Genomic DNA, 25,450 nt, shown 5'->3' on the forward strand with positions numbered 1-25,450 from the left:
GACAAAAAAACATTGAAGCGAGAGGCATGATTTCTCTCATTTCAATGTTTTTTAATTTTTTTACTGATGTTTTTTAGCTAATTGATATAACGGTAGCAATGCTTCATAGGTTTGTAGCATATATTCACGTGCCTTGTTTGGATCATTCAGTAAGGGATCTGTTTTTTCAATGATTCGGCCAATTTGAAACTCACCCTTTTTCACATCTCTAAAACGAACAAGGATTTTTTCTAAATCAGCTTCATTCAAGCGTTCAATTTGAGGCTGAGTATGATCGATCGATACATAGAAATCATCCGGCAATTGTTTAAATAATTTTTGATTGTCTAAAAAGGCCTGAGCGATTTCTTTTTCATTTTTGGGGTTATCGATCAACGACAGCCACATAAATAAGTAATCCGGCCAAATACCCAATTGGAAATGAGCGTCCATTTTATAGCCGCGCTTTTTCTGACTCAAAGCAGACCATGTATTTTCAGGCGGATAGACAGTTCTACGGCGATGTTGCGCGATATGCACAAAAAATTCTGTTTCCAACTGTTCTCCTAATTGTTCTGCAAAATAGTCATCCAGTTCTTGAAACTTCGGCTGGATCACTGCCCGAATGCCTTCCATTCTTTGATCTAAGCCTTCTATTGTAAATACGTCAAAATCTTTTTCAGTAAACATCAACATTACAGTCATTTCTCCTCTTGCTTGTTCGTTATTTTATCCATGCAGCTGTTGCCATTCTTCAACCGTGATTCCTCTTAGAACATCAGTGACAACTTTGCCTTTCCACAGCCGAGCATTAGGAATGGTGCCTTCAACTTTCATCCCGATTTTCTCCATTACCCGTCCGGATTTTGGATTGTCGATATCATGAACCGCGCAAATCCGAATCAGCTTGAGGTCTCCAAAACCGAGACGAAGTAGTTCATTTGCAGCTTCCGGTACATAACCTTTGCCCCAGAATTTTTTATTCAGCGTATACCCAATTTCACCATTATGATGCTGCTCTTCAACCCGTAGATCGATCGTCCCGATAAACTGCCCAGTTTCTTTCAATTCTATACCATACTTTCCTAAAGGAGCACTGACAAAATAATTTGCAATACTTTCTTTGGTGTCTTTGAGTGTTTGATGCAGCGGGAAAACATAGGTGACTGTTTCCTCATCCGATGCATACTCATGCATCTCTTTCGCATCCTCCAGTGTCACCGGTCGTAAAATCAAACGCTCAGTTTCCAGACGTTGGTTCTGAGCAAAAATCAAGTTTCGGTTGATTACTAATTCCATAGGGTCACCTGCTTTTTATACTACTTTACAGAAAGACTAAACGCCATGCAAGTTAAATTTAAACAAAATAAAAAATAGTCGTTGATGTTATTCATATATTCCTTTTAAATTGCTTATTCACTTCATTTTCTTCTTTGATTCTCAACATAAGAATAATCATATAAATAGGTAAGCCGATAATCCCTGTCAACCAAGCATGGAAGAATAGGATTATTCCTATTAATTCAGGAATAAGATTAAAAAAATAATTTGGATGCTTGACCTTCCTAAATAGCCAATGATCAATGTAGACATGGTCACTCGCAATCATCAGTTTGACCGTCCAAAATTTCCCAAGTAAATGAATAATGTAAACTAAAACAGCATACGAAAGCCCAATCAATAACAGCCCTATTACACTAATCGAATCTAAACGTATCTTTCTTATGATCCCTTCAAAAAAGGCAGAAAAATAAATAATTGTGTGGATAATTGCTAGTAGAAAAGAAACTTTTTCCCCATATTCAACGCCACCAGCAGCTATAAGTGCTTTTTCTTGTTTGATTGAATACCTCAAAAATAGCAACCTAATGCTTGCAAATAATAAAAATGACAAATAAATCATTGTATACCGCTCCTTTATGTTTAAATCTCTGACCTCCCTATTTTAGTTTAAACAAAAACAATTAACAATACTTTTTATTTTTAAAAACATTCTAAAAGACAGATTTAACAAACTTTTCAACTTCGATCGTTTTTCCTTCACTCAACAATTGAACAATTTTACTCCCCACGATCACTCCGGCGCAATTTCGTCTAAACCGTTCAACATGCTCCTTGGTAGAAACGCCGAATCCAGCAAGAACAGGTTTATCACTGATACTTTGGATGTAAGCTAAATGTTGATCCAGAGAAGCTTGGTACTCCCTACCGACACCAGTCACACCATTGACCGCCACTGCGTAAATAAACCCTTCGCCAGCTTCCACCAACTCAACGATCCGTTTTTTTGGTGTCGTTAATGCAATTAGTGGAATCAAAGCAATATCACTTTCTTTCAAAAGAGGTTTTATTAATTCTTGATGTTCAAACGGCAAATCCGGAATGATCAGGCCTTTGACATTGGTTTCCTGTAATTCTTGGATGAATGTTTCTAATCCAAAATAAAAAATTGGGTTGAAATATGTCATTAAAACTAATGGCGTCTGGGTTTGGATTTTTTTTAATTTAGCGATGATCTTTGTCAGAGATACTTCTTTTTGCAGTGCACGCAGCCCCGCGGCTTGAATAACAGGTCCATCTGCCACTGGATCTGAAAATGGAATCCCCAATTCAATCGCACTAGCACCCGCCTCAGAAAGTAGAGAAATTTCACTCTCCAACTGATCCAAACCTTGTGCCCCCGCCATGATATACGGGACAAAAATCGTTTCATCATTCTGTTGTTTTGTTTTTAAATGCTTGGTCAATGTTTTCATTTGTTATCCCCCTGTTCGAACAATGCTTTGATCTGCTGTACATCTTTATCCCCACGCCCTGAAAGACATACGATGATTTGTTTCTCTTTTCCAAGTTCCTTCGCCACTTTCACCGCATGACTAATGGCATGAGCACTTTCTAACGCGGGAATGATCCCTTCCGTTTGACATAGTAATTCAAAAGCGTCCAGTGCTTCTTGATCTGTGACAGAAGCATACGTGGCACGATCGATATCATTTAAATGGCAGTGCTCTGGACCTAATCCAGGATAATCCAAGCCGGCTGAAATCGAAAAGGCTTCTAAGATTTGGCCGTTCTCATCTTGAAGCAGCTTCATCATCGCTCCGTGCAGTACACCTGTTTTTCCTTTATTGATCGTTGCTGCATGTGACTCTGTCTCTAAACCTAAACCTGCTGCTTCTACTCCGATCAACGCCACCTGATCATTGATAAAAGGATAAAAAATCCCCATCGCATTGCTGCCGCCACCCACACAAGCGACAACTGCATCTGGCAATTTTTGTTCTGCTTCTAAAATCTGACGTCGTGCCTCGATGCCAATGATACTTTGGTAATCACGAACAATTTCAGGAAATGGATGCGGCCCTAAAACTGAACCCATCACATAATGGGTATCCTCGACATTAGCAACCCAAAACCGTAAAGCTTCATTCACGGCATCTTTTAATGTCTCACTTCCAGACGTCACACTTACCACTTTAGCACCTAATAATTCCATACGAAAAACATTCAATGATTGACGAGCCACATCCACTGAACCCATAAAAACAGTACATTCCATTCCAAACAGAGCGGCTACAGTTGCCGTTGCTACTCCATGCTGACCAGCACCAGTTTCAGCAACGACTTTGTTTTTGCCCATTTTTTTAGCTAATAAAATTTGTCCGATCGTATTATTGATCTTATGTGCACCTGTATGGTTTAAATCTTCTCGTTTTAAATAGATCTTCGCTCCGCCAATTTTGTCTGTTAATCGCTCAGCAAAATACAGAGGATTTTCTCTTCCAACATATTGTTTTAGATAATAATTTAATTCCTCTTGAAATTCTTCGTCTTTTTTTGATGCTTCATAGACTTCTTCTAACTCTTTTACTGCATACATCAATGTTTCTGGGACAAACTGTCCGCCAAATTCACCATAAAATCCTTCAATTGGTTGTTTATACATTGTTTTCCTCCTTCGCCTTCTTTAAAAAGGCGCTGATTTTTTTTAAATCCTTTATTCCATCCGTTTCAACTCCGCTGGAAACATCTACCGCATATGGTGAAAACATTCGTTTCGCTTCTTGAACATTTTCGATCGTCAATCCGCCAGCAATAACTATTTTTTTGTCTGTTAACTGATCCAGAGCTAGTTTTTCCCAATCGAATACTTGTCCATTTCCACCAACAAACTCTTGTGGCGGCGCATCGAAAAGTAAATAGTCGGTCGTCGCAGCTTGGATCCTCTTGATTTGCTCATCGCCATCGACAGAGATCGCCTGAATGATTGGAACAGAGTACTGATCCGTCGCTACCATCCCATGGATCTGGAGCATATCTAATTTTGCTTGTTGAATAATTCGTTCAGCTTCTTCGTATTTCGGTGCAACCATGACGCCGACTTTTTTGACTGTTTCCGGCACATCTTTCGTGATTTCTCTGACTTCATCTGGACTGATCTTTCGTTTACTTTCGGCAAAAACAAATCCAAGATAGTCTGCGCCATTTTTGACTGCTGTATCCACCTGCTTCTTTGTTTTTAAGCCGCATATTTTGACTTTCATCGTTTCACCTGCAATTCCTTAACTTTTGACTTAGGATCATTTTGGCGCATCAATCCTTCACCCACTAAAATTGCCTGGTATCTTTCTTTCACTCGTTCTGCCTGTTCCTGATTAGAGAAACCGGATTCGCTAATGTAAACTGCTTGTGTTGTTTGTTTTTCTCCTAGTGTTTGACTGACTTCAAGAGAAACCTCAAATGTTTTCAAGTTGCGATTGTTGACCCCTATCAGTACTGCACCTAGCTTTTCAGCAATGATCAGTTCCTGCTCATCATGAACCTCGACCAGCACTTCTAGATCTAATGCCAGCGCTTGTGTGTAAAGCTGTTCGAGTTCAGCATATGATAGTGCAGCAACGATCAATAAAACGATGGTTGCTCCTGCATTCCGTGCACGAATCAATTGTTTTTCATCAATAATAAAGTCTTTACATAAAACTGGTATATTCACCTGAGCGGCTATTTGCCGTAAATCTTCGATCGAACCTTTAAAGAAGCTTTCATCGGTAAGGACTGAAATAGCCGTGACACCGGCCTGCTCATAAGCTTTCGCCTGTTCAAGAATATCGACTCCTAAATTGATTGCACCTTTGGATGGCGAAGCACGTTTGACTTCTCCAATGATATGCATTCGTTCAGGCTGTGCATTTACTCGCTCATAGAAAGAGATAGTTTGACGAAGTGGCTGCAGTTTTTCTTTGGTCATTTGTGCCGTTTCTTGTCTTTTTTCACTAAGAATCTGATCTAAAAAATCCATCTATGCTACCTCCTTTTGCATACGAATCAATTGCTGTAATTTATCAAATGCTGCGCCACTGGAAACACACTCTTTTGCTAAAGAAATTCCTTCTTTGACCGTACTCACTTTTCCATTACTAAAAAATCCTAATCCAGCATTCAATAGAACCGTATCTAAATAAGGACTAACCTGATTTTTCAAAATAGACAGCAGAATTTCTGTATTTTGTTCGGCAGTTCCACCACGAATAGCTGATAACGGCAAACGAGTAAAACCAAATTCTTCAGGTCTGATCTCATGCATAGAAATCGTACTATTTTCCAATAACGCGAAATGGGTCGTTCCTGCTAAAGACGCTTCATCCATGCCGCCAGATCCATTAACGACGATTGCCCGTTTCCGTCCTAAGCCTCCAAGTGTTTTAGCTGTCTCTTCCAGCAAGTCTCGCCGATAAGTTCCCATCAATTGTGACTCTAAAGTAACCGGATTCGTCAAGGGCCCGATCAAATTTAGAATAGTGGGTGTCCCTAGCTCTTTACGAACCTTCATCACATAGTTCATTTTGGGATGCATATGAGGGGCAAATAGAAAAGCTAATCCTACCTCGTTGAGTAATGTGCTTAACTTGGCTGGAAGCAAGGACAAATCAAGTCCCAAGCACTCAAAAATATCCGCGCTTCCTGATTTACTGGAAATACTTCGATTGCCATGCTTTGCAACGGTTACTCCTCCTGCTGCTAGAACAAAAGCAGCTGTCGTACTAATATTGAAACTCCCAGACTGATCGCCGCCTGTACCACAGTTATCCATCACATTGTGAGCGTCACACGTGATCTTAACAGCTTTTCCTTGAATGGTTTCAGCAATTCCCGCCATCTCTTCTGCAGTCTCCCCTTTGCATTTCAACGCCGTTAAAAAAGCAGCGATTTGACTGTCTGTCATTTCTCCTTCAAACATTTTTTCTGCCATTTGCTGAGCCTCTTGACGTGTCAAATGTTCACGTGCAAAAACTTTCTCAAGTAGTCGTTTCATAGTCATAGTCCTCCATTGATTGAATAAAATTTTGAATGATTTTCTCTCCTATAGGTGTACCGATCGATTCAGGATGAAACTGTAGTCCAAAAAGGGGATATTTTTGATGCTCGATCGCCATGATTTCTTGATCATCTTTAGCTGTTGCAGAAATGATAAATTCCTTTGAAAGTGTACTTGGATCGATCACTAACGAATGATAACGCATCACTGGTACCTCAGATGCAACATCTTTAAAGAGATGGCTTTCTGATTCTGTAGTGATCATCGATTGCTTACCGTGACGAATTTCTTCAGCTAAAACAACTTGAGCGCCAAATACCTCGCCAATCGTCTGATGCCCTAAACAAATACCCAAAATAGGTTTTTGCTGATAAAATGCATGAATCACTTTTTTCACGTCCCCTGTTTCTGCTGGTGTCCCTGGTCCTGGCGAAATCACGATAGCTTTCGCCTGCCTTGCTAATTCAAGGAGCTGATCATCATCGTTTCTAGCAACTACGACCTTTCTTGAACTACCTAATAAATGGGCTAAATTATAAGTAAATGAATCATAATTATCGATCAATAGAATCATTGGCTCACCTCCAATAATGCTTTCGCTTTTTGCAGCGTCTCTTCGTATTCTTTTGTGGGGTCAGAATCATGGACGATTCCTGCTCCTGCTTGGACATAAGCAGTTCCTTTATGAATGATCATCGTACGGATCGCAATAGCAAAATCCGCTTGATCATCTTTAGATAAATAACCAACTGCGCCGGCATAGATATTTCTTTTGACCGGTTCTAATTCATAAATGCGCTGCATCGCTCTGATCTTCGGTGCTCCGCTGACTGTGCCAGCCGGCAAAGTTGCTTTTAACGCATCCATCGAGGAAAAACCTGATTTTAATTTCCCTGTAACGACAGAAACCAAATGCATCACAAATCGATATTTTTCGACTGTCATATAAATTGGTACTTCTACCGAACCAGTTTCGCTGACTCTGCCAATATCATTTCTCCCCAAATCAATCAACATCAAATGTTCCGCCCGTTCTTTTTCATCATTGAGCAGTTCATTTTCTAATAGTGTGTCCTGTTCAACGGTTCCCCCACGTTTTCGTGTTCCGGCAATTGGATTCGTCGTAACGATTCCAGCCTTGACGCTGACCAAGCTCTCTGGTGATGAACCGACGACATAGGTTTCCCCAAAATCTAAGAAATACAGATAGGTGGATGGGTTAGTGACACGCAGACGACGATAATAGTCGAATGGATCTCCACTGAACACTGCTTTTAAGCGCTGTGATGGTACCATTTGGAATAAATCGCCTTGTCGAATGTACTCTTTTATCTTACTGACTACTTGCTCAAAGTCTTCTTTTGTAAAATTACTTTCATAGTTCAGCGGTGCTAATTGAATGTCTTTTCGTTCTGCTTCATTTGGTATTTGAAGCTCATTACTTCTTTGATTGAGCGCTTTTTCTAACTCTTCTATAGTCCGATTCGAGTAGGTATCCGCTTCGACAAGCGAAATTTTTTCCCCCACATGATCGAAAATCAAATAAGAGTCAAATAGGTAAAAATGAATGTCTGGAATATTTAGCTCATCAAAAGGAATTTCTCCCAGCTCTTCATAACAGGTGATCACATCGTAGCCTACATATCCAATTGCTCCGCCTTGAAAGGGAAGCACTATGTCAGCTTCTTCCTTTTTTAAAACAAACCTCTCGATTTCTTTTAATGGGTCACGTGTTTTGAACACTTTACCACCAATAGTCAATTGGCTTCCTGCATACGTAATTTCAGCTGCTGCATCCCAAGCAATAATCGAATATCGACCTTTGCTTTTGTCTCTGGGGATACTCTCTAAGAGACATTTGTTTTTTCCTTTGATCCGTAAAAATGCGGAGATAGCCGTTAAATAATCGGCTTGAATTTCTTTGATCAACTGCATCTATTTCCCTCTTTTCTATATTTAGTAAAACAAAAAGCCCTCACAAAACAGAACGATGTCTGTTTTGTGAGGGCGAATAATAGTATCCACGGTACCACCTCAATGGAAATGACTTTTCTTTTTTACTTGAGTGATCAATAATCTAAGGTTCATCATCTGCTCCGGCTTAGAGCCAACGTTCTTTTTAGTTTTACGTTAGTTGTTTTTTCTAAGCCTCTTGCAGTTAGTGACCCATACTTTGGTTACTTCGTTCGCCAAGTATTGTTCATCATCTACTCTGGCTTAGGTCCAACGTTCTTTTTAGTTTTACGTTAGTTGTTTTTCTAAGCCTCTTGCGTTTGGTGATTCATACTTTGGTTACTTCGCTCACTTCGTTCGCCAAGTATTGTTCATCATCTACTCTGGCTTAGGTCCAACGTTCTTTTTAGTTTTTCGTTGACTGTTTTTCTAAGCCTCTTGCGTTTGGTGATTCATACTTTGGTTACTTCGCTCACTTCGTTCGCCAAGTATTGTTCATCATCTACTCTGGCAGAGCCAATCGTAGTGATTCACAACAAAAAGCCCTCAAACCACAAGGTATCTGTGGTTTGAGGGCGAATGATCACGGTGCCACCTCAAGTTTGAAAGAAATTCTTTCCTCTTATCAGTCGTCTATCAACGACCTTACTCTATAACGGGAGTTCCCGAAAATGCCTACTACTTTTTCAACATTTTGCTCGAAAGTCCATTCACAACCCATCCCCTGCTGATTCTCACCACCATCAGCTCTCTGAAAAGTTTCTGTGTTGTTACTCCTCTTTCTCAAAGCTTTGTTATTGAGAATAATCATATTAGAAAACTCTAATATTGTCAACTATTTTTTATATTATTTTTCGTTTTGTCCGCGAATCGTATTCTCTTTGATGATCTCGACGATCGTTTTCGCTGCTTTTTCCATGGCTTCTAAGGTGATAAATTCATATTGTCCATGGAAATTTTCTCCACCTGTGAATAAATTAGGTGTCGGAATACCCATAAATGAGATTTTCGATCCGTCTGTTCCCCCGCGAAACGGCTGAATTTCTGGTTCGATCCCTAAATTTTTCATTGCGGTCACAGCTAGCTCTACTGGCGTCAGGTCTTTTTCGATAATTTCTTTCATGTTGTAATATTGATCGACGAACTCAATGGTCAGTCTTTTTTTATCAAACGAATCGTTTAGCTCATTCACATACTCCTGTAAGACATGCTTGCGTTGATTGAATACGTTTTTGTCATGATCGCGAATGATATAAGTCAATTCAGCATAATCTAAGGTGCCATTAAATTTCGTCAATAAATAAAAGCCTTCATATCCGCGTGTTTTTTCTGGAACTTCGTCTCTAGGTAATAAGGAATCCAGTTGTTCCCCTATTTTGATTGCATTGACCATCGTGCCATAGGCTGTTCCTGGATGAACGCTTGTCCCTTCGATCGTGATAACTGCTTGTGCAGCGTTGAAGGTTTCATATTCAAAACAGCCTACTCGACCACTATCCACCGTATAAGCAAAAGCTGCCGGAAAATTTGCTGCATCAAAACGGTCAGCACCGCGGCCGATTTCTTCATCCGGTCCAAAAGCAAGTAGCACTTTACCATGAGGAATTTCCGGATGAGCCAATAAATACTCGACAGCATCTAAAATTTCCACGATTCCCGCCTTATCATCTGCTCCTAATAACGTTGTTCCATCAGTTGTAATCAAGGTCTGACCGACATAGTCTTTTAAATTCGGAAATTCTTCTACGTCCATAACGATCTGCTGCTGCTCATTCAACAGAACTGATGTACCATCATAATCTTTAAAAACCTTTGGCTGAATCTGTTCTGCATTATAATCTGCAGTATCAAGATGAGCGATAAAACCAATCGTAGGAATTTTTTCTGTTGTTGTAGCCGGTAACATTGCTGTTAAAAAACCGTTTTTTTCATTGTAGTTGATATCAGAAAGACCGATCTCAGCTAACTCTTTTTCAATTATCCGAGCTAGTTCAACTTGCCCATGAGTCGTCGGTACTGTTTGGCTAGCTGCATCGGAGCGTGTATTGACTTTCACATAGCGGATAAAGCGATCGAATAAATTTTCCATCTGTTTCACTCCTACTCTTCTAAAAAGGCCGTTCTAAGATTGAAATAGTCGCCGTATAAATGATAACTGATGCCTTTGATTTTTGGATTGATCAAATAGTTAGATGCACTTTGATATAGTGGTACTTGTGCTGCATCTTGATTTAATAAGACATCTTCGGCATTTTTATAATCTTCAAATTGTTTCTCTGGATCATTAGCATGAATCGTTTTTGCTTCCGTTACTAGCTTGTCATACTCTTTGTTTTCGTAGCCGCCGTAATTGTAAGCAGATGTCCCGTCATACAGATTGAAGTATGAGTCTAAATCGCTACTACCAGCGATCCAGCCTGATAATGATAGTTCATATTTTTTATTTTTTCTTGATTCAAGGACATTATTTTTCGGCTGAGCGTTGATCGTGATTTCTAAGCCTTTTAAGTTTTCTTGTAACTGGCTTTGAACATATTCAGAGAGTTTTTTCCCATTATCATCATCTGATACTAAGACAGATAATTTCACCTTATCTCCTAGATCAGCTTGGGCTTTTTTCCATTCTTCTTGAGCTTTTTCGATATCATACACTAAATGGTCTCCACTAAATTCCCGGAAATCTTCTGAGGTATCCGGATTCTTGTATAAGTTTCTTGGAATCAGGCCATTTAGCGGTTTTGAGCCATCATTTAACACACTTTTAGCTAAAGCATCTTTGTCGATCGCCTGAGCGATAGCTTTACGTAAATGAACATTGGCCGGCGCTGTCCCTTCTTGTTTGTTGAAGTCTAAGAAATAATTTGCTACATCAGAATGAGTCACATACCCTGCATCATCTTGATATTGAGCAACATATTGTCCGCTGATACGTGTTAAATCCAACTCACCTGATTGATATAAATTGATGCCCGTATTTTCTTCTTTGATCGTATTGACTTTGATTTCTTCCAGATTTACTTTTTCTGCATCATAGTATTCCGGATTTTTCTTCAAGACCCAAGTATCAGATGACGCATCCCAATCTGTTAAGATAAATGGACCACTATAGATCAAATGATCGCTGTCTTGGGCGTATTCTTTCCCTTGTTTCTCCACATACTCTTTATTTTGAGGCGCTAACCAACCGATTGAAACAACCGTTAGAAATGAAGGCTGTGCCTGCTCTAACTCAACAGTAAATTCTTTCTCACTTGGTGCAGAAATCCCCATCTCATCGACTGATTTTTCACCATTGCGTATGGCTTTACTATTTTTTACGTTATCCAACAAATAGGCATTTGGTCCAATCGTTTCAGGTGTGACTAGCTTTTTCCATGAGTAAAGAAAATCTTGTGCAGTGATCGGTTCACCATTGCTCCATTTGATATTGTCTTTAAGTGTAAATTTATACGTCAAACCATCTTCACTGATATCGACTTTTTCAGCTAGGCCTGGAATCGGTGTACTATCATCTTCGAAGCGATACAGACCTTCAAATAAGTGCTGAACGATCGTAAAGGTGTTTTTGTCCATTGTCTGTGTGGTATCTAATGTAGATAATGGAGCTGGCGAACTGATTTCGATTTTTTGGCTTGTTGCTATGCCCTCAGTTTCAGTTTTAGTTGTTTCTTTTTTATCATTTCCTCCACAGGCAGCTAGTAACAAACCTGTTAGTACTGTCGTTACGACAAATAATTTTTTCTTCATTTTTGTTCCCCCTCCAATAATTTCATACATTAGCTACTCCTACCATAGTTGTTTGTGAATGTTGAGTGTTTTAAAAATTGATTGCTGAGTGAACTTGTGGAGACAAAGATAATCCTTCAATTTTTAGAGCTTTGGTTTTCGTCTAGTGAATGCCGATTCTATTTTGTGGGTGATTCACTAGTACTGTTCATCATCTGCTCTGGCGTAGCCAATGGCAGTCCTTCAATTCTTAGAGCTTTAGCTCTCAGAAATTGATAGATCGAAACGCAGGGTCGTGATTCACTAGTATGATTACTTCGCTCGACTGCGCTCGCCAAGTACTGTTCATCATCTGCTCTGGCGTAGCCAATGGCAGTCCTTCAATTCTTAAAGCTTTAGCTCTTAGAAATTGATAGATCGAAACGTAGGATTGTGATTCACTAGTATGGTTACTTCGCTCGATTGCGCTCGCCAAGTACTGTTCATCATCTGCTCTGGCGTAGCCAGTCGCAGTGATTCACAGCAAAAAGCCCTCGTCCTCTAAAAAAGGACGAGAGCTATAAACTTTCGCGGTACCACCTTCAATTGGTTTAACTAAAAAACCCACTCATTCAGTACAATCATACTGAGGCGCTATAACAGGCGCACCTGAATTGATTTTAACGTGTTCAATCAATTTGCTCAAAGGCCATTTTCTTCTCCAGCATCACTGTCTCTTTCCACCAGCCGAGACTCTCTATAAGTTATCTAGAAAATACTTTCCTCATCTTCACATTTAATTTTAATAGATAATGTATTACAAGGATTGTAGCATAAAAAAACAGAGCGAGTCAATAGTCATTTCGATTCATTTTTTTTATGTCCACGTTCTAAAATAATGTATTTAAAACATGAGAAAGGTACTGTTTCAAGCTATTTGAATTGGTTTTATTCTCTTAATTTATGAAGACAGGTGCTAAAGGAACTGGTACACTATAAGTTAAAGAGTTGTTAATTTTTTGTTGGATTAAAAGGAGAAAAAAAGTTGAAAAAGAAGATAAGGATCACTAAGTTAGTTTTAACTGTCCTGCTAGTTCCTGCCTTGCTGGATACGTATTCCGTTTTTGCTGAAGAAGCAACAGACACCGTCATTACACAGCAAAAGCAAACAGCCATTGACGAAAATCTTATGGCTGATGAAGAAAAAATATCAGAAAAACCTTTGGATACTACTGAAAAAAGCAATCTAGAGACAACGCTAAGCGGATCGACTGAACAATCGATCGAACCGGAGGCTGTCCTTTCAGATTTAGAAAATACTTTTACAGAAAATTCGACTGTAGATGAAACGAGTGCTGAAGTGACTGTAACTATTTCTTTAGAAGATCAACGATCTGACACTACACAAACCGTTTCTTTCAGCGGCCTAGTTAATACTACTCAGGTTTTCTCATTGCCTGTGACTGCGGCAGAGGATGATGTTGTGACTAGCTCATCTGAAATAGCAGTTCCTAGCATCGATGCTTCTGGTCAGCTCAGCGTTCAAGTGACATTTCCTGCCTCTGCGACAGGAATCCATTCATTGTCCATCGTGATCAGCAAACCTGTCGCGACAGCTTTCGGGAGTGTCAATATCAAACATCTTGATGATTTTGGCAATCAGCTCACTCAATTCGATCTCTTCGTTGCTGGATTTGTCGGTGACAGCTACAATACGATGCCGCTTACGATTCCAGGTTATTTTTTGACAGCTATACCCAAAAATGCAACAGGTATGATCACGGCGGCTCCACAAACTGTTATCTATCAATATGATCGTGTTCAGACGACTGTAAACGTCGTTTGTGTAGATGAAAACGGTACGGTCTTAGGAACACCAATTTCACAAGCTGGTAAATTTAATGATTCTTTTACTATTGATGCACCAGTAATTGCCGGCTATGAATTTCTAGGATTCTCTTTACCTACTAAAAGGGCAGATACAACTTCTATCGAAGGGATCTATGATTTAGAAGATCAATATTTCAAAGCAACTTATAGAAGGCTAGCCAGCGCTATTGATTCTTCAGAAGGTGTAAGCACTACCTTACCTGACAATATTCCCGTATCGAAAACTACTCAAGCAAGTAGTCAGAAAAAGGAAAACATCTCATCACCAATTGCTACCCAAGTAACAATAAATAACCAAATAAATACTATCCTATCTCCTCCAACTCAGAAAAAAAGTTACTCACAGGCACATACACAGTTGCCTAAAACGGGCGAGAAAGTGATTGCAAACTCATTGACTGTAATAGGATTCAGCTTACTTAGTGTTGTTTACTTTGCTAAGAAAAAGAGAGAGCACATTTGATTTTTAAATAAACAACAGGTGATCCCAATGCCTAGCGGATAAATCATTGGGATAAAACAAAATGATTTATCCGCTCTTCAAAACTAAATGGGGTATTTTCGTTAGCTACAGGTGACTTAAATAGTCACTTGTAGAAATCACTTGAGAAAAATTTTGTAAAGCTGCTAAAAAGGCGTACTGCACATTTTCTGCGGATACTTCTTTCCCTCCGTAACGAAGATCTTTCGTCGCTGTTGCATCTGAAATCACAATAGGATCATAGCCTAGCTCTTTACTTGCGCGAGTTGTTGAATCAACGCACATGTGAGTCATCATTCCAGTAATAACGACCTGTTCGATTTGTAGAGATTCTAATATCTTTAATAAATTCGTTTTAAAAAAAGAATTAGGTGTTTGTTTCTCAACGATAATAGCTCTATCCTCTACTCTTAAATCCGAATGCAACAATGAGCCTTCTGTTCCGCGACCAAAGAAATCGGCGTTTGGATCTTCTTTTATATGTTGGATGTAGATGATTGGGAGCTTTTTGTTTATGAAATGCTCCTCTAATCTATTTACCTGATGCAAAGCCTTTAATGGTTCAACCAACGCCATTTTTCCGTGTTCAAAATAATCGTTTTGAACATCTATCACTAATAATGCTTGTTTCATAAAATCACCTTTTCTACTATTATTTGTTATTATTAGTATAGAAGAAAGTTTTTTCTCGATAAATAACCTGGTGAAAAAGAAATAGCACGAATGCTTTCAAACTGAAAAAGGAGATAACTCATGGATATAATTGATAAGCAAATTTTGACTATTCTCACCCAAAACAGCAAACTAACAAACAAAGAAATTGGTGAGATGATTCATATGACTGGACAAGCAGTCAGTGCCAGAATATTGAATTTACAAAAAAATGGCCTTATAAAAAAATATAGCATTGAGATCAATCATAGTCACACGCAATTCATTCGAGTTTTCATGGACTCTAATAATTTTGATGCCTTTGAGCAGTTTGTAAATACTTATGAGGAAGTCTCGTCGATTTATAAGGTCTCCGGCCAAGCCTGCTATATGATCATTGGTCATTTTGAAGAATCAAACTTAGCACCATTTATTGAAAAGGTATCAAAGTGGGCGCGGTATAGTGTAGAAACGGTCATCTCCGATCGAACAACAGATACACTTGATATTTCGATCAACGGCTATTCAAACAACGAATAAAAACCAGTGAGTTGAAGCACCCACTGGTTTTTTTCTTTACTTTTAAAGCCATCACGATAGTTCTCTACACTAAATAGTCATCCTTATTTTAAAGCTTTTGCAACGTCTTCAATCATCAGATGAGTAGATTCTAGTCCGCCGCCACTTAGATACCAAACATCAGGTTGTAGTGAAATTACTTTGCCATTTTTTCCCGCGTTTGTTTGTTTTACTAGTTCATTATCTACTATATTATCATTTGTATCATCTCCGCCAATTGCTTTCGTGCGGTCAACTACGAATAAAATATCAGGATTTTTTTCTAAGACATATTCAAACGAAACACTTTGGCCATGAGTGGATGCTTCGATCGTATCATCTGCTTGTTTGAAACCAAATGTATCATGAACGATCCCAAAACGAGAGCCTGTACCATAAGCCGACAATTGACCTTCATTTACTAAAACAACTAAAGCCTTCTCATCACTTGCTTCTGCTTTTTCTTTCACATCAGCGATTTCTTTTTCTAAATCAGCGATTTTCGTTTTTGCTTCGTCTTCTTTGTCAAAGATTTTAGCAAGCGTTTCGATATTTTTCTTTGTAGAATTCCATGTATCTTTCGCATCTACTGATAAATAAATCGTTGGCGCAATCTTTTCAAGCTTGTCTTGGAAATCTTGTTGACGACCAGAAATGATGATCAAATCAGGTTTGATTTGATTGATTTTTTCTAAATCCGGTTCTTTGATTCCACCTGCAGACTCAACTTTTTTATAATCAGCTAAATATTCCGGCAAGTTTTTTGTTGGTGCTCCAACAACTGTATCACCCACACCTAGAGCATCCAGCGTATCTAATGACCCATTATCGAAAACAACAACCTTCTTAGGATTCTTTGGCACTTCAACAGAACCGTTTGAATCTTCTACTGTGATCGTTGTTTCCTCTGCACTTGATTCTTTTGCAGATGAACCGTCTGTTGCATTGTTACCGCCATTTCCACAAGCACCTAAAGTTAATAAGGCGATCATTGATACTGCTGCGACTGCTAAAAATTTCTTCTTCATTCTATTTCCCCCAATTATATTTATTTGTTTAAATTTCTTGCTAACATTTTGAGTCCACCATGAATAGATGGATTTTTTTACTTATTTGCTCGAGAGTTGAGCAACGTCCTCAGCTTTTCTTTGATTCAGCTTCTGGCGTTAGCTCTTTCGACAAATAGATAAAATCTTTTCAAAGGCTTAGAGCCCCTTTGAACGCTTTTCCTTATTTGCTCGAGAGCTGGGCAACGCCCTCAGCTTTTCTTTGATCTAGCTTCTGGCGTTAGCTCTTTCGACAAATAGATAAAATCTTTTCAAAGGCTTAGAGCCCCTTTGAACGCTTTTCCTTATTTGCTCGAGAGCTGGGCAACGCCCTCAGCTTTTCTTTGATCCAGTTTCTGGCGTTAGCTCTTTCGACAAATAGATAAAATCTTTTCAAAGGCTTAGAGCCCCTTTGAACGCTTTTCCTTATTTGCTCGAGAGCTGGGCAACGCCCTCAGCTTTTCTAGCTAAAATACATGCAAAAGCGTTTGCCTTCGATTTCACAGATTCGGATATTCATATCGTATAATTTATTCAATGTTTCTGATTGGATCACTTCATCCGTCGTGCCGTGAGTGAATAGGCGACCGTCCTTCATTGCTACGATTTCATCTGCATAGCTGGCGGCAAAATTGATATCATGGAGTACGATGACCACCGTTTTACCAAATTCATCGACTAAGCGACGTAAGGTCTGCATCATTTGAACTGCAAAATTCATGTCTAAATTATTCAATGGTTCGTCCAGCAAAATGTAATCTGTATCCTGTGCTAAAACCATAGCAATATAGACACGCTGTAATTGACCGCCGGATAATGTATCGATCAGCTCATCTGCTAAATCCAGCAAGCCAAGATTTTTCATCGCTTCTTCAACTTTTTCATGGTCTTCTTTTTTTAAGCGACCTTTACTGTATGGAAACCGACCAAAGTTAACGAGTTCTCTAACAGTGATTTTTAAATTAATACCATTCGCTTGTTTCAAAATCGATAATTTCTTGGATAATTCACTTTGCTTCCAAGTTTTGACTTCATTGTGATCTAAATAAATTTCTCCTGTATCTTTAGGAATCAAACGGCTCATCATCGAAAGTAAGGTACTTTTTCCTGCTCCATTTGGCCCAATAAAAGCGGTCAGTTTTTGTTCTGTAATCGGCAATTGAACTTCTGAGACAACAATTTTTTCACCATATCGTTTTGATACATTTTTAATTTCGATCATCCACGCTGCTTCCTTTCACTAATAATTTTCCCGACAAAATACAATCCGCCGCCAAACTCGATCACAATACTTAACGTCGTGTTCAGCTGAAAAACCTGTTCAACTAAAAATTGACCAAAAACAAGCAATAAAATCGACAATAAGCTGCCGCCTATAAATAAATCACGATGGCGATAGGTACCCATCAATTGATAACTCATATTTGCTACAATAAAACCTAAAAATGTCACAGGACCAACCAATGCCGTTGACAAGCCGATCAATCCACTAATGACGGTCAGTAAGATAAATTGAAACCTTGGTACATCCACGCCTAAACTGGTTGCTTGATCATTTCCCAAATGTAAAACATCTAGAGTAGAACTCTTCATCCAAAGAAATCCAACCAGCAAGGTGATTAAAATTCCGGCTATCAGCAAATGCTGGCTATTCACATTACCAAAGCTTGCAAACAGCTTTCCTTGAAGCAGATCATACTCATTTGGATCCATCACTACTTGTAAAAAAGTACTGATACTATTGAAAAACGTGCCTAAAATGATTCCGATCATCAATAGTAAAAATAAATCATTGCTGCCTTTACGCAATAAAAAACGGGATAATACGATACTAGCTGCGACCATCAACAAGACATTGATCAAAAAAGTCCCCACCGTTTCATTGCCTAAAAGCTGCTGCCCGCCTAATACGAAAAATAATAACGTTTGAATAAACACATATAATGAATCTAAACCCAAAATATTCGGTGTTAGAAAATGGTTTTGCGTCATAGTCTGAAAGCTGATCGTTGAAAAAGTGGCTGCAACACCGACAAAAACAAAAGCCAATAGCTTTTTCCCTCTCAGCTCTAAAGCAAAGGCCCAGTTCCCATAAGTTTTATAGGATAAGTAAAGCGCACAGACTGCTAGAACCGCCAAAAGCAGTACCATAATTTTTATGGTTGATGACTGGAAGAATTTTTTCATGCTGTTTTCCTCCTCATCAATAAAGCAATAAAAATGAAGCTGCCTAATACACCCACAACCACGCTAACAGGTATTTCGTAAGGCGCAATCACGACACGAGCCAACACATCACAAGCCAACAAGAAAATACTTCCGCCAACGGCTGTGATCGCCAATGTATTTTTCATGTGATCTCCATATCTTAGCGAAACAAGGTTCGGCACGATGACACCTAAAAAGGGAATATTCCCAACCATGATCAGTACCACTGCACTGGATAAAGCGACGATGCCTAAGCCAAACAGCTGAACACGCTGATAATTTATACCTAAATTTGTTGCCATATCCTCGCCCATCCCAACTACTGTAAATCGATAGGCAAACAAATATGTGACGACCAATAAAGGTATCGTCAGATACAATAGCTCATAATTTCCCTTCATCACTGTAGAAAAATTTCCCTGCAGCCAAGAAGACATATTTTGAACCAATTGAAACTGATAAGCAAAAAAGGTCGCGATCGAACCAATGATATTCCCGAACATCACACCGATCAAAGGAATCATGACTTGATTTTTTGCCGGCAAAAAACGTGTTAAATAAATAAATGCCAGCGTCCCGCCAAATGCAAATAGAAATGCGACAAACGAGCGAAATAATAACGGTGCACTTGGAAAAAATATCATGACGACCAAAATCCCTAAACGCGCGCTATCCATCGTTCCTGCTGTGCTTGGAGAAACAAATTTATTTTGTGTTAAATGCTGCATGATCAAACCAGAAATACTGATCGTACTACCAGCGATCACCAAACTGATTGTTCGCGGTACCCTTGTCGTCAACAATACCAACTGTTGTTGTGCATCCCATTGAAAGAGTTGAGTCAAAGAAATATCCTTGACGCCAACGAAAATGGACGACACGATCAAAAGAAGTAGGAGAACAAATAGACCCAATTTTTTCATAAACTCTCTCCATTTTTTCTAAATATAAAACCACAAGTATCGATTAAAGCTAAGGTGGTGTTTTATAAATTTTTGACTAAGTTGAACGAATATGTTCAGCTTTTCTATTGATCCAGCTTTACATACTAACTTCTCGGTAAAAAGATGACTCCTGTCTGTGCCATAGTTCGGCACATTCATGATTCCCTATTTTCCTTTCGAAGTTGAACGAGTATGTTCAGCCTTTCTAATTGAGAATGATTTTCATTCTTATTTATTAGTCTATGCGAAATTCATAAGAAAAGCAATACCTTTTTGCTATTTCAGCTTACTTAAATAACGGATAAAGTCAGTTCTTTCAAGTGTTCTATGCTATAATTTGTTTAAGACTACTGAATGAAAGCAGGTTCGATATTTTATGGCGCAAGATGACTTACAGAAACATTTAGATAATGCAATGTATGGCACCCCGCAGCTAAAACCAGAGGAACAGCGAAAGTACATGGGTACTTTCCGAGAACGCTGTTACCTGACAATGACCATTGCCCAAATGAAAGATTCAATAAATAAAGAACATTTCTTAAATGAAGCACAGCACCATCCAGAAGCTTTTGTCCTTCTAAATGGCGCAATGGATATTGCCTTACAATCAAGTTACATCAAATCGATCAATGAAAGAAACATTCCCTTCACGGTGGTCAACGATTCCGTCACGAATACACCTGATTCACTGGGATTGATTTTAGCCGCAAAAGAAGCAGTCAATGTAGAAACGATCGATATCGCACAAAAATACCCTAAAGAAAATACTTCCGATGAAAAATCACCAGTAAAAAAAGGGTTTTGGCATAATTTATTCAATTAACGAAAGGGGTTCTTTGAAATGATCGAACAACGGTTACTGAAACAGGATTTAGCAAATGCTCTGACCGCTCACATTACCCTACTTAGAGAAGTGGAGCAGATCGAAGAAGAGCATATGGATGCTTTTACTTTTATGATGAGAAGCTTTGGTTTTATGCTGGATCACGCACCTAAAGTCATGCTTGAAGATGATAATGAGGAGCTGCATTATATGATGTTTCAATATTACAGTTTGTTAACTGAACTTAAGTATAATCTGATTCTGAACTATCCTTATGCCCGACTGTTAGGAAAAAATTTAATTGATACCCTTGCCGCTTTCCCGACAACTTATGAACGTGAAATGAAGCAATGGTGGGAAAATAAGACTGGATTGGCAGTTGAAGAAACGAAACAGACCATCGCGATCAAAGAACTAGAATATTAAAAATAGTAGCTGAATCAAAATAAGGCTGGACAGAAGTGTTCAACTTTTAGTTCTTTAGCAATTAGAATTTTATTAGATTCACTTTGTTCTTTGAACAATAGTGCAACTGTATGCATCAGCTGACGTGATCGAAGTATAGCGTACGTCGTTTATTCGTTTTAAAAAGGACTAGGTCATAACTCATAGAGTTATCTCCCAGTCCTTTTACTATTTCTCTTAAAGCTTAAATTTCAAGCTTTTTTAATTGTTGCGCTAAAACGATTTCTTTTAATCAGTCTTCTTTTTAAGGAAAAATCGAACAGAAAGCATACTCGCCAGTAATACTAACCCGATAATCGTTAGTCCTCTTGTTTGCGTTTCTCCTGTTTTTGGAAAGACTGATTTTAACGTGCCTTTGTTATTATTTGCTAAACCACTGATGCCATACGCATAACCAGCTGAAGAAGGAACAACGCCATTAGCAGCCACTTGATTTTGACCTTTTTCTTCATTCTTGTTATTCGTATTCGGCTGTACTTTCTTCTCGTAAATGTACGTGACGACTATTGGATCAACTCCGTATTTCCCAGCATCTGCACCTTGAACTTCCTTGAAGATATAGCCATCAATCGCTTTCGCTTCTAATTGATAGTCTGTACCTACTAGGCCAGTTAGATTTTCAGCATTTGCTATTTCTTTTCCATTTGTATCAAGGTATTTGATAGTGATTTTCCCGATTTTTTGACTATAGATAAATGTGATTTCTTGCGTTTCTTCAGTGTAAATCCCCTGGTTGGTCCCTTTTATTTCCTTGAAAGTATAGTTATCAATTTCCTTGATAAAGTCAGCTAAACTAATCGGCGTATTGACTGGCTGTTCGTCCATTATATCTTCTTGCAGCTTCTTCCCTGTTTCATCTTGGTAATGGAAAATGATTTTTCCTGATTGCGCTTCTTTCGTGTAAACATATGTGACTCTTGACACGTCATCAGCGTACTGACCTTGCTCAGCTCCGACTGTCTCTTTCAAACGGTAACCCGGAATGTCTTTAGGACTTGTCTGATAATCCGTCGCGATATCTCCTGTAAAGAAATCACTGCTGATCAAAGGATGTCCTTGTTCATCTAAATAATCTACGACCAAAAGGCCGGTTCCTGTTTGCTCTTTAGTATAAACGAAAGTCACTTCCTGAGCCGTTTCTGTATATTGTCCATAGTTTTTCCCAACGATCGATTTTAGTGTATACGTTTCAAAAATTTTGATGTCAGCATAATAAACATCATCAACAGCTCCCGTCAAAATCATATCCTCAGCCAACTGCTCTCCTTGGTCTGTTTGATAATGAACAGTGACTTGACCTTGCTTCACTGGATTCTTGCTGTAAATATAGACGATATGAGTCATTCCGATACCATAAACGCCATCCGGATTTCCGATCACTGTCTTGAAGGTATAGCCGGGAATTTCTTTGACGTCCGTATCATATGGAGTAGAGACATTATTACTAGTCAATTCACTAGGTGCGATCGTATTGCCTTCTTCATCCTGATAATCAACAAGTAAAAATCCAACAACGATTTCTTGTGTGTTTTTAGTATAGACAAGCGTAACTTCCTGATCAGCTGCTTCAAACTGCCCGCCTATTTTCCCGCTAATTTCTTTCAGCGTATAGCCATCAAAGCTTGGTATATCTACAAAGTAAACCTCTCCTACTGTACCAGTAATTTCACTGTCCGGTGCTAGCGCTGTTTGATCCCCAAGCTGATAGTGAATAGTGACTTTTCCTTGTGGTAATGGATCTTTTTGGTACACATAAATAACGTTAGTAATCCCTTCTGTGTATGTTCCTGTTTCTGCTCCTATGACCTCTTTTAACGTGTAGCCGGGAATTGTTTTACCGATTGTTGTATAGGTCGTTCCCACTTCTTGCATCGTAACCTCATCCAGCGCTAACGGCATCCCGTTTTCATCTTGATATTGTACTAAAAGAGTGCCATTTCTTTTGACCTCTGGTGTGTAGATCAATGTGACCTCTTGAGCCGCACTGGTAAATTTGCCGCCAGTAGTTCCTTGTACTGCTTTTAAGGTGTATCCATCAAAGGTTTTAAATTCAACAGAGTAATAATCATCAACAGCCCCAGTTAAAACAACATCTGCTGTTAGCGGTGTTTGATCTTCTAATTGATAATGAACAGTCACTTGACCTTGCGGCAATGGGTCTTTTTTGTAAATATAGATAACCTTTTTAATGCCTGTTTCATATTTACCTGTTTCTTGGCCTTGCACTTCTTTTAGCGTATAACCAGCGATCGTTTTGGGCTGAGTGCTGTAGTCGCTGCCGATCTCGCCTAAACTAACCTCATCGCCAGCTAAAGGAGTTCCATTTTCATCCTGATATTGTGAAAGCACTGCGCCTTTTTCTTTGGTCTCTTTTACATAAATAAGAGTGATTTCTTTTGCTTCATCACTGAAAACGCCTGAAATAGAGTCGCCATCTTTCACGCCTGCAAAAGCATAACCGTCGACTTGTTTGATATGTGCATGGTACGCTTCGTCTAAATTACCAGTCAAAGTCTCATCAGGACTTATTTTAACGAGCTGCTGGTTCTCATCATAAGTCATATAATGAACCGTAACGGCTTCTGCTTTTTTCCAAATCGCATATAATGTTGTCTCTGGTTTTTGCGTGATGATCGCCTTACCTGGCGCGTATACTTCATCTGGCTTACTTGCTGTCTTATCCGTCGACCACCCCATAAATCGATAGCCGTCTCTAGCTGCTTTTAAATCTGTCTGAGCAGGAATCGTTCTTTCTAAACCTCCATATCCGACTTGGTAATAGGCTGTTTGATCATCCATTTCGTAATATTCTTTTCCTTGATAATCAGTGATCGCTTCATCAAACGTAAACGTTCCGCCATTGCTGTCGTATTTGATCCAGTCCATTTCTACTGAACCAATATCTGCTTTAGCTTCCCTCGTAAAAGTTCGTTGGTCGATCGAAACATTTCGGAGATTTTCTACCTGATTATCAGCTGCTTTTTCAGGTACGATCGGAATCGTTGGAATGATTATTCGATCTTTTGACGTGCCTGCTGTGATTTGATTGTAATTATCCACCAAGTGAACCGTCATCGATCCAAACACATCCTCCACACTCACATTACTTAACGTACCGTTATCGTATCCAATATTCGTTTCTAAATTACCCGCTCCAGCAATCGTGGCATCTGCAATATTATTTTTTGTTGCAGTCCGAGCTTTATTTCCTACAAATAAATTATTTGCATAACGACCCGCAGAAGTGTTGGTCACATATCCTGAGCTGCCAATAGCACCACCATCATATACAGCCTGATTATTGACAAAGGTATTGTTCACATAATCAATGACTGCCTTTCGACCTTCAATAATTCCGCCATTGGCATAGATTTGAATCGCTCCTCCGTTATTGGCTGAAAGGTCTTGCCCTAATGCTTGATTCTCATAAAAGGTGTTGTTGCTAAACATCACCCCACTGCTAAAATTACTATTCGTTTGAATCAAAACAGCGCCGCCGTCATCACCAGCGATGTTTTTTCTAAACGTGTTTCCGTCAAATAAAATATTGGTTCCCTCAACAATATTGAAGAAGGCAATTGCGCCGCCATCAGCTAACTTGGCACTTCCTCCATTAATTGTTTCAACCGCTTTGTTTGCTTCAAAATAATTATTTTTGAAAATAAAGTTAGCTGAAGCACTCGGTTGGAAAAAGTAAAATGCGCCACCTTCTCCACCAACATTTCCTGTACCGGCATACATGGTCTCATTTCCTACGAATCTTGAATTGGTGACTTCTAACGTAGCCGAAAAGCCTTTGCTTGCAATTGCTCCGCCAGAATAACCTGATCCAGTATTTTTATTATTAGAAAAGGTGCTATTTTTCAAAACAGTATTTCCCGAAGTGTACAGTGCACCTCCATCATCATAACTTTGAAAATTATTCACTTTGACGTTATCTAATATAAACTTTCCTTGGTAACCACCCACTGAGATCGCCCGAACATTATTTCCTAATCCTTCTAAATCCATATTTGTCAATGTCAAACTGGCATCAGGATTACCCGTACCACTGCCATATGAAAACAGCTGCTTTTTACTACTCGACTGTAGCGTATTGCCGTTACCGTCGATCGTAATATCATAAGCTGATTCTGTTAAACTAATGGTCGTATCTAAATCAGACGGGAAATTTTCACCTAGTCTGATCGTACGATTTCCGGGAGCTGTTTTTACAGCTTCCTGTAACTCAGATACTGTATTTACAGAGACATCATCCGCTAATACCGTTTCCTGCCAGCCGCCTAATACGAAGATCCCCATCAACGATCCTGCTAATAGTTGCCATCCGTTTTTCATTCTCTCTCCCTCTTCTTTCTTATCTATTTTTGCTATTGAATCAAGACTGGTAAAAAAGAATCGATTTTTAGATATTTTCCATAAAACATCTTG

At 39.0% G+C, this 25,450-nt stretch carries 22 protein-coding genes and 2 other annotated features; of the genes, 4 read left to right on the forward strand and 18 right to left on the reverse strand.

What is annotated here, in order from left to right:
* Positions 1–60 precede the first annotated feature (60 nt).
* The 12 genes from CC204_RS11125 to CC204_RS11185 all read right to left on the reverse strand — a co-directional run bounded on the left by CC204_RS11125 (position 61) and on the right by CC204_RS11185 (position 11,995).
* The gene (locus CC204_RS11125; RefSeq protein WP_088270193.1) at positions 61–675 is read right to left on the reverse strand and encodes a DUF1054 domain-containing protein; all 615 of its coding nucleotides are present in this window, start codon (positions 673–675) and stop codon (positions 61–63) included.
* Between the two features lie 33 nt (positions 676–708).
* Positions 709–1,278: a GNAT family N-acetyltransferase gene (locus CC204_RS11130; RefSeq protein WP_088270194.1), complete on the reverse strand. Its 570-nt coding sequence runs from the start codon at positions 1,276–1,278 to the stop codon at positions 709–711.
* A gap of 91 nt (positions 1,279–1,369) precedes the next feature.
* Positions 1,370–1,882, reverse strand: a complete 513-nt coding sequence (locus CC204_RS11135) for an isoprenylcysteine carboxylmethyltransferase family protein (protein WP_088270195.1) — start codon at positions 1,880–1,882, stop codon at positions 1,370–1,372.
* 91 nt (positions 1,883–1,973) lie between these two features.
* Positions 1,974–2,735: a tryptophan synthase subunit alpha gene (gene trpA, locus CC204_RS11140; RefSeq protein ID WP_088270196.1), complete on the reverse strand. Its 762-nt coding sequence runs from the start codon at positions 2,733–2,735 to the stop codon at positions 1,974–1,976.
* Entirely contained in the window at positions 2,732–3,925 is a 1,194-nt protein-coding gene (gene trpB / locus CC204_RS11145; RefSeq protein ID WP_088270197.1) for a tryptophan synthase subunit beta, read from the reverse strand. Before trpB ends, trpA begins: the two co-directional genes overlap by 4 nt.
* A complete protein-coding gene (locus tag CC204_RS11150; protein WP_088270198.1) occupies positions 3,918–4,523 on the reverse strand; it encodes a phosphoribosylanthranilate isomerase in 606 nt (201 codons plus the stop codon). Before CC204_RS11150 ends, trpB begins: the two co-directional genes overlap by 8 nt.
* Complete coding sequence (trpC, locus tag CC204_RS11155; protein WP_088270199.1) at positions 4,520–5,278, reverse strand: indole-3-glycerol phosphate synthase TrpC; 759 nt, start codon at positions 5,276–5,278, stop codon at positions 4,520–4,522. The genes CC204_RS11150 and trpC overlap by 4 nt, the downstream gene beginning before the upstream one ends.
* Positions 5,279–6,292, reverse strand: a complete 1,014-nt coding sequence (gene trpD / locus CC204_RS11160; protein WP_088270200.1) for an anthranilate phosphoribosyltransferase — start codon at positions 6,290–6,292, stop codon at positions 5,279–5,281. It lies immediately after the preceding gene.
* A complete protein-coding gene (locus CC204_RS11165; protein ID WP_088270201.1) occupies positions 6,276–6,869 on the reverse strand; it encodes an anthranilate synthase component II in 594 nt (197 codons plus the stop codon). The genes trpD and CC204_RS11165 overlap by 17 nt, the downstream gene beginning before the upstream one ends.
* Entirely contained in the window at positions 6,866–8,230 is a 1,365-nt protein-coding gene (gene trpE, locus CC204_RS11170; protein ID WP_088270202.1) for an anthranilate synthase component I, read from the reverse strand. Before trpE ends, CC204_RS11165 begins: the two co-directional genes overlap by 4 nt.
* Positions 8,231–8,816: 586 nt before the next feature.
* Positions 8,817–9,044 (reverse strand) — a binding site (T-box leader).
* A gap of 51 nt (positions 9,045–9,095) precedes the next feature.
* A complete protein-coding gene (pepT, locus tag CC204_RS11180; protein WP_088270204.1) occupies positions 9,096–10,337 on the reverse strand; it encodes a peptidase T in 1,242 nt (413 codons plus the stop codon).
* Between the two features lie 11 nt (positions 10,338–10,348).
* The gene (locus CC204_RS11185) at positions 10,349–11,995 is read right to left on the reverse strand and encodes a peptide ABC transporter substrate-binding protein (protein WP_162288346.1); all 1,647 of its coding nucleotides are present in this window, start codon (positions 11,993–11,995) and stop codon (positions 10,349–10,351) included.
* A 522-nt stretch (positions 11,996–12,517) separates the two neighbouring features.
* Positions 12,518–12,753: a binding site (T-box leader), on the reverse strand.
* Between the two features lie 245 nt (positions 12,754–12,998).
* On the opposite strand from CC204_RS11185, the gene CC204_RS11190 reads away from it, so the two are divergent.
* Positions 12,999–14,306: a MucBP domain-containing protein gene (locus CC204_RS11190; protein WP_088270206.1), complete on the forward strand. Its 1,308-nt coding sequence runs from the start codon at positions 12,999–13,001 to the stop codon at positions 14,304–14,306.
* Positions 14,307–14,411: 105 nt separating this feature from the next.
* Here CC204_RS11190 and CC204_RS11195 read toward each other — a convergent pair whose 3' ends face one another.
* Positions 14,412–14,957 carry a cysteine hydrolase family protein gene (locus CC204_RS11195; RefSeq protein WP_088270207.1) on the reverse strand — a complete coding sequence of 182 codons (546 nt, stop codon included), beginning with the start codon at positions 14,955–14,957 and terminating at the stop codon, positions 14,412–14,414.
* A gap of 120 nt (positions 14,958–15,077) precedes the next feature.
* Here CC204_RS11195 and CC204_RS11200 point away from each other — a divergent pair, with 120 nt between their 5' ends.
* A complete protein-coding gene (locus tag CC204_RS11200) occupies positions 15,078–15,515 on the forward strand; it encodes an Lrp/AsnC family transcriptional regulator (RefSeq protein WP_088270208.1) in 438 nt (145 codons plus the stop codon).
* Between the two features lie 83 nt (positions 15,516–15,598).
* Here the strand turns inward: CC204_RS11200 and CC204_RS11205 are convergent, their stop codons facing one another.
* The 4 genes from CC204_RS11205 to CC204_RS11220 form a co-directional block, all read right to left on the reverse strand.
* A complete protein-coding gene (locus CC204_RS11205; protein WP_088270209.1) occupies positions 15,599–16,561 on the reverse strand; it encodes a siderophore ABC transporter substrate-binding protein in 963 nt (320 codons plus the stop codon).
* 481 nt (positions 16,562–17,042) lie between these two features.
* Positions 17,043–17,801 (reverse strand): iron ABC transporter ATP-binding protein, encoded by a 759-nt coding sequence (locus CC204_RS11210; protein WP_088270210.1) that lies wholly within the window; start codon positions 17,799–17,801, stop codon positions 17,043–17,045.
* The gene (locus CC204_RS11215; RefSeq protein ID WP_088270211.1) at positions 17,798–18,766 is read right to left on the reverse strand and encodes an iron chelate uptake ABC transporter family permease subunit; all 969 of its coding nucleotides are present in this window, start codon (positions 18,764–18,766) and stop codon (positions 17,798–17,800) included. Before CC204_RS11215 ends, CC204_RS11210 begins: the two co-directional genes overlap by 4 nt.
* On the reverse strand, positions 18,763–19,710 hold the full coding sequence (locus tag CC204_RS11220) for an ABC transporter permease (protein ID WP_088270212.1): 948 nt from the start codon (positions 19,708–19,710) through the stop codon (positions 18,763–18,765). Before CC204_RS11220 ends, CC204_RS11215 begins: the two co-directional genes overlap by 4 nt.
* 397 nt (positions 19,711–20,107) lie before the next feature.
* On the opposite strand from CC204_RS11220, the gene CC204_RS11225 reads away from it, so the two are divergent.
* On the forward strand, positions 20,108–20,554 hold the full coding sequence (locus CC204_RS11225) for a YueI family protein (protein ID WP_088270213.1): 447 nt from the start codon (positions 20,108–20,110) through the stop codon (positions 20,552–20,554).
* An 18-nt stretch (positions 20,555–20,572) separates the two neighbouring features.
* The gene (locus tag CC204_RS11230; RefSeq protein ID WP_088270214.1) at positions 20,573–20,980 is read left to right on the forward strand and encodes a hypothetical protein; all 408 of its coding nucleotides are present in this window, start codon (positions 20,573–20,575) and stop codon (positions 20,978–20,980) included.
* A 267-nt stretch (positions 20,981–21,247) separates the two neighbouring features.
* Here the strand turns inward: CC204_RS11230 and CC204_RS11235 are convergent, their stop codons facing one another.
* Positions 21,248–25,357, reverse strand: coding sequence for a MucBP domain-containing protein (locus CC204_RS11235; RefSeq protein ID WP_088270215.1), 4,110 nt, complete (start codon positions 25,355–25,357; stop codon positions 21,248–21,250).
* Positions 25,358–25,450: the final 93 nt, after the last annotated feature.

Origin of the sequence: Enterococcus wangshanyuanii (assembly GCF_002197645.1) — a bacterium.
Classification (GTDB): Bacteria; Bacillota; Bacilli; order Lactobacillales; family Enterococcaceae; genus Enterococcus_L; species Enterococcus_L wangshanyuanii.

Coding starts and splice junctions, on each gene's coding strand:
- CC204_RS11165 (WP_088270201.1), bottom strand. CDS start 6,869: ATGATTCTATTGATCGATAATTATGATTCATTTACTTATAATTTAGCC.
- CC204_RS11135 (WP_088270195.1), bottom strand. CDS start 1,882: ATGATTTATTTGTCATTTTTATTATTTGCAAGCATTAGGTTGCTATTT.
- trpA (WP_088270196.1), bottom strand. CDS start 2,735: ATGAAAACATTGACCAAGCATTTAAAAACAAAACAACAGAATGATGAA.
- trpD (WP_088270200.1), bottom strand. CDS start 6,292: ATGAAACGACTACTTGAGAAAGTTTTTGCACGTGAACATTTGACACGT.
- pepT (WP_088270204.1), bottom strand. CDS start 10,337: ATGGAAAATTTATTCGATCGCTTTATCCGCTATGTGAAAGTCAATACA.
- trpC (WP_088270199.1), bottom strand. CDS start 5,278: ATGGATTTTTTAGATCAGATTCTTAGTGAAAAAAGACAAGAAACGGCA.
- trpE (WP_088270202.1), bottom strand. CDS start 8,230: ATGCAGTTGATCAAAGAAATTCAAGCCGATTATTTAACGGCTATCTCC.
- CC204_RS11225 (WP_088270213.1), top strand. CDS start 20,108: ATGGCGCAAGATGACTTACAGAAACATTTAGATAATGCAATGTATGGC.
- CC204_RS11185 (WP_162288346.1), bottom strand. CDS start 11,995: ATGAAGAAAAAATTATTTGTCGTAACGACAGTACTAACAGGTTTGTTA.
- CC204_RS11230 (WP_088270214.1), top strand. CDS start 20,573: ATGATCGAACAACGGTTACTGAAACAGGATTTAGCAAATGCTCTGACC.
- CC204_RS11235 (WP_088270215.1), bottom strand. CDS start 25,357: ATGAAAAACGGATGGCAACTATTAGCAGGATCGTTGATGGGGATCTTC.
- CC204_RS11205 (WP_088270209.1), bottom strand. CDS start 16,561: ATGAAGAAGAAATTTTTAGCAGTCGCAGCAGTATCAATGATCGCCTTA.
- CC204_RS11125 (WP_088270193.1), bottom strand. CDS start 675: ATGTTGATGTTTACTGAAAAAGATTTTGACGTATTTACAATAGAAGGC.
- CC204_RS11130 (WP_088270194.1), bottom strand. CDS start 1,278: ATGGAATTAGTAATCAACCGAAACTTGATTTTTGCTCAGAACCAACGT.
- CC204_RS11220 (WP_088270212.1), bottom strand. CDS start 19,710: ATGAAAAAATTGGGTCTATTTGTTCTCCTACTTCTTTTGATCGTGTCG.
- CC204_RS11215 (WP_088270211.1), bottom strand. CDS start 18,766: ATGAAAAAATTCTTCCAGTCATCAACCATAAAAATTATGGTACTGCTT.
- CC204_RS11195 (WP_088270207.1), bottom strand. CDS start 14,957: ATGAAACAAGCATTATTAGTGATAGATGTTCAAAACGATTATTTTGAA.
- CC204_RS11210 (WP_088270210.1), bottom strand. CDS start 17,801: ATGATCGAAATTAAAAATGTATCAAAACGATATGGTGAAAAAATTGTT.
- trpB (WP_088270197.1), bottom strand. CDS start 3,925: ATGTATAAACAACCAATTGAAGGATTTTATGGTGAATTTGGCGGACAG.
- CC204_RS11150 (WP_088270198.1), bottom strand. CDS start 4,523: ATGAAAGTCAAAATATGCGGCTTAAAAACAAAGAAGCAGGTGGATACA.
- CC204_RS11200 (WP_088270208.1), top strand. CDS start 15,078: ATGGATATAATTGATAAGCAAATTTTGACTATTCTCACCCAAAACAGC.